General features: G+C 61.5%; 4 protein-coding genes and 1 pseudogene. 2 read left to right on the plus strand and 3 right to left on the minus strand.

Annotated elements, in window-relative coordinates; genetic code table 11:
* From ENZ75_RS24535 to ENZ75_RS24545, 3 genes and pseudogenes are all read right to left on the minus strand, one after another.
* Positions 1-318, minus strand: a pseudogene (locus tag ENZ75_RS24535) (hypothetical protein); the annotation flags it as partial.
* Between the two features lie 311 nt (positions 319-629).
* Positions 630-1,019 (minus strand): cytochrome c family protein, encoded by a 390-nt coding sequence (locus ENZ75_RS24540; RefSeq protein WP_063168854.1) that lies wholly within the window; start codon positions 1,017-1,019, stop codon positions 630-632.
* A gap of 89 nt (positions 1,020-1,108) precedes the next feature.
* Positions 1,109-1,720, minus strand: a complete 612-nt coding sequence (locus tag ENZ75_RS24545; RefSeq protein WP_013529955.1) for a thymidine kinase — start codon at positions 1,718-1,720, stop codon at positions 1,109-1,111.
* A gap of 237 nt (positions 1,721-1,957) precedes the next feature.
* Here ENZ75_RS24545 and ENZ75_RS24550 point away from each other — a divergent pair, with 237 nt between their 5' ends.
* A complete protein-coding gene (locus ENZ75_RS24550) occupies positions 1,958-2,893 on the plus strand; it encodes a choline ABC transporter substrate-binding protein (RefSeq protein ID WP_013529956.1) in 936 nt (311 codons plus the stop codon).
* A gap of 134 nt (positions 2,894-3,027) precedes the next feature.
* Positions 3,028-3,825: choline ABC transporter permease subunit (gene choW / locus ENZ75_RS24555; RefSeq protein WP_128278375.1), on the plus strand; the 798-nt coding region annotated here is incomplete at its 3' end.

A 3,825-nucleotide genomic window follows, 5' to 3' on the forward strand; every position in this document is an offset into this window, starting at 1 on the left:
GCTCTGGCTGGAGAAGATACCGATGAATTTTTCCCAGCCGGTGTAGTTCTTCATGCTCTCGAACTCGGAGCCGAAGACGTTGGTGGCGTCCTCCAGGCCGATGATCAGGTCGGCAATGTTGCCTTCCATCACCTTTTGCTGCTTCAGCACATCCTCGATGCGGGCGTTCTCGAGGTCGAAATTGGCGTCGCCGATCTTCTTGTCCGATGTGGCGAGCGTATCAAGCATGGTGCCGGACTGCTCGATCTTGGAGCGCATGTCCTGCACGACCTGCTTGGTCTTGGCAATTTCGGCGTCGAAATTCTGCAATGTCGCCATTGGGGCCTCCCGCTTCGGCATGACGTCGCTGGTCGCGAACAGCGGCGAATATATGTGGGGCATCGGGGGATTGAAAGACGTGACAACAAGGGCGGCGTGAAAACAAAAGAATCCATCAGGGTCTTGAAAACCAGTGAAGGCGGGGGCCTGGCGTGATTAGCTTGCCTGCCAGCCGTAGTTCAGCTGTCATTGAACTTTCATGCGGCAAGCCGAGGGCGCACGGATGCCTTTGTATTCGGCAAACGACTGAAGCAATCGCGGCCGCGATATGCGAGGGGAAAGCCGGTTTTACAGAGCTGATGAACAGCGGATCAAGGCTTGGGATCGGCCTTCAGATAGGCGATGACATTGGCGATGTCGTCGTCATTGGTCAGGCCGCCGAAGGCCATCTTGTTGCCCGGCACCTTCAGCTTTGGGGCCTTGAGATACTCGGCGAGATTGGCTTCATCCCAGACCAGGCCGGCGGCGCCGGCACTCTTCATCGCCTCGGAATAGTGGCCAAGAAAGCTCTCTGCGCTGCCGGCGGTGCGGCCAACGACGCCCAACAGATGCGGACCGACCTTGTCGCGGTCGGTGGCTGCGTCATGGCAGGCCATGCATCGGTTGAAGACCTTCTTGCCCAGGGCAGGATCACCGCCGGCATGGGCTACGAGCGAGCTGGCAAGGAGAAGGATACTGGCGAACGAAGCGTCTCGAAGCATGGCTGACCCCGGGGAGCTCTGGCTGGCTGCGTTATAGTACCGAGGCCTTAAGAAACGCTGCATCGGGCCGGGGTCAAGGCCGCCGACCGTCAGCCCTTGATAAAGCCGATGAAGTCGTCTGGCGCGGCGCGGCCCATCTCTTCCTCCCAGTGGCGGCGGCAGAGCGAGACATAGACGTCCTTGCCGATCGCCACCTGCTCGCCCTGGCGCGCCACCTTGCCATCGGGGCCGAGGCGCACGACCATCGTCGCCTTGCGGCCGCATCGGCAGATGGTGCGCACTTCGCGCAAATCGTCGGCGATGGCCAGCAGCGCGCGCGAGCCGGAAAACAGCTTGCCCTGGAAATCGGTGCGCAGGCCGTAGCACATGACCGGGATGTTCAGCCGGTCGGCGATGCGGGCGAGCTGCCAGACCTGCTCTTCCTCGAGGAACTGCGCCTCGTCGACGAAGACGCAATGCACCGACGTATGCGCGTGATGAGCGGCGACGCGGGCGAACAGATCGTCGCCGTCGCGAAACATCTCGGCTTCCGTCTCCAGGCCTATGCGCGACGAGATCAGGCCTGTATCGCCCTTGCGGTAGTGGCCGGCGACGAACAGCATCGTGCCCATGCCGCGCTCGCGGTAATTGTAAGAGGCCTGCAAGAGCATCGTCGTCTTGCCGGCGTTCATCGTCGCGTAGTGGAAGTAAAGCTTGGCCATGCCGCTCTTTTAAGCCGACTTGGCCTGACACGGGGAGGGGCCAGAGCGGCATTCCCCTGAAAAAGCCGGCTGGCCAGACAAAAGCGCCTGATGTGTCGCTGATTGGCCAGCCCGCGCCGTTGATCGTGATTGTCTTAATGCTTGAAACCACACCAGAATGGTGTTTGGCTGACGAAACAAGGCGGGCATAGAAACCGTAGCTACGCTTCGCCAAAGAATCACAATGGGAGACTGTCTATGTCGCGTATGAACTCTTTCGTCGCCGGCCTCGGCCTGGCGGCTTTTTTGTCAACCAGCGCTGCCTACGCCGGTGATCCGGCAAGCTGCAAGGCGGTGCGCCTTTCCGACGTCGGCTGGACCGACATCCAGGCGACGACCGGCGTCGCCTCCGTGCTGCTGACCGCGCTCGGCTATGAGCCGCAAACGATCCAGCTGTCGGTGCCGGTGACCATGGCGTCGCTGAAGAACAAGGATCTCGACGTGTTCCTCGGCAACTGGATGCCGTCGATGACCAACGACATCAAGGACTATACAGCCGACGGTTCGGTCGAGACGATCAGCACCAACCTGACCGGCGCCGGCTACGGCATCGTCGTGCCGACCTATGTCGCCGACGCCGGCGTCAAATCGCTGACCGATATCGGCAAGTTCAAGGACAAGTTCAACGGCAAGATCTATGGCATCGAGGCCGGCAATGACGGCAACCGCATCATCCTCGACATGATCAAGAACCCGAAGGACAATCTCGAAGGCTTCGAGCTGGTCGAATCCTCGGAAGCCGGCATGCTGACGCAGGCCGAGCAGTCGATGAAGAACAATGAATGGATCGCCTTCCTCGGCTGGACGCCGCATCCGGTGATGGGCGCCATGAAGATCACCTATCTCGACGGCATGGGCGACAGCGGCTTCGGCGCCGCCACCGTCTACACCAATGTGCGCAAGGGCTACACCACCGAATGCCCGAACGCCGGCAAGTTCATCGCCAACCTGAAGTTCAACCTGGACATGGAAGGCGAGATGATGGACGCGATCCTCAAGGGCGGCGACGCCAATACGGTTGCAACCGACTGGCTGAAGAAGCACCCGGATGCCGTTGCCCCGTGGATAGCCGGCGTGACCACCTTCGACGGCGGTGACGCTGCCGCCGCCATCAAGACCGCGCTCGGAAGCTGAGCCGACTGAATTCGGCAAAGCCGAACCAGGAAGGGCAGCCATCTTAGAAAAGGCTGCCCTTTTTCATATCCTGTGACAAGATGACGACGGCCGAGGCCGAGGGGCAGGGCGGTCTCCTGCACGAGAGGGGCGATATGGATCCGATTTCGAAATTCATGGTCGATCACAAGATTCCGATCGGCGCCTGGGGAAAGGCCTTCTTCGGTTTCCTCACCGACAATTTCGACACTGTGTTCAGGGCCTTTTCGAATGGCCTCAATTTCCTGCTCGACGGGCTGGTCGGCATCCTCTTGATGGTGCCGCCGGTGCTGCTGGCGCTGGTCATCGCCGTTGTCGCCTGGCTGCTGCAACGCTCGCGACCGCTTGCCATCGGCGTCTTTCTCGGCCTGATCTTCATCATCAACCAGAACCTTTGGAAGCAGACGGTGCAGACGCTGGTGCTGGTCGTCGCGGCCGCTGCCATGGCCATGGCCATCGGCGTGCCGCTCGGCATCTGGGCAGCGCACAAGCCGAAGGTCTACCGCGTCATGCTGCCGGTGCTCGACCTGATGCAGACGCTGCCGACCTTCGTCTACCTGATCCCGGTGCTGACGCTGTTCGGCCTCGGCAACGCGCCCGGCCTCATCGTCACCATCATCTTCGTCATCCCGACCGCGGTCCGGCTCACGCATCTGGGCGTCGTCTCGGTGCCGAAGTCGATCGTCGAGGCCGGCGAGGCTTTCGGCGCCACCAAGAGCCAGCTGCTGTGGAAGGTGGAACTGCCGTCGGCGCTGCCCACCATCATGGCCGGCCTGACGCAATCGATCATGCTGTCGCTGTCGATGGTGGTGTTTGCCGCACTGATCGGCGCCGGCGGGCTCGGCACCGAGATCAACCGGGCGCTCGGCTCGCGCCGCATCGACCTCGGGCTTGAGGCGGGGCTTGGCATCGTC

The sequence above is a fragment of the Mesorhizobium sp. M7A.F.Ca.CA.002.04.1.1 genome (assembly GCF_004022805.1).
In the GTDB taxonomy this organism is placed as follows: domain Bacteria; phylum Pseudomonadota; class Alphaproteobacteria; order Rhizobiales; family Rhizobiaceae; genus Mesorhizobium; species Mesorhizobium ciceri.

Excerpts from the sequence above, each read along its gene's own strand:
- ENZ75_RS24540 (WP_063168854.1), bottom strand. The coding sequence starts at position 1,019 with ATGCTTCGAGACGCTTCGTTCGCCAGTATCCTTCTCCTTGCCAGCTCG.
- ENZ75_RS24545 (WP_013529955.1), bottom strand. The coding sequence starts at position 1,720 with ATGGCCAAGCTTTACTTCCACTACGCGACGATGAACGCCGGCAAGACG.
- ENZ75_RS24550 (WP_013529956.1), top strand. The coding sequence starts at position 1,958 with ATGTCGCGTATGAACTCTTTCGTCGCCGGCCTCGGCCTGGCGGCTTTT.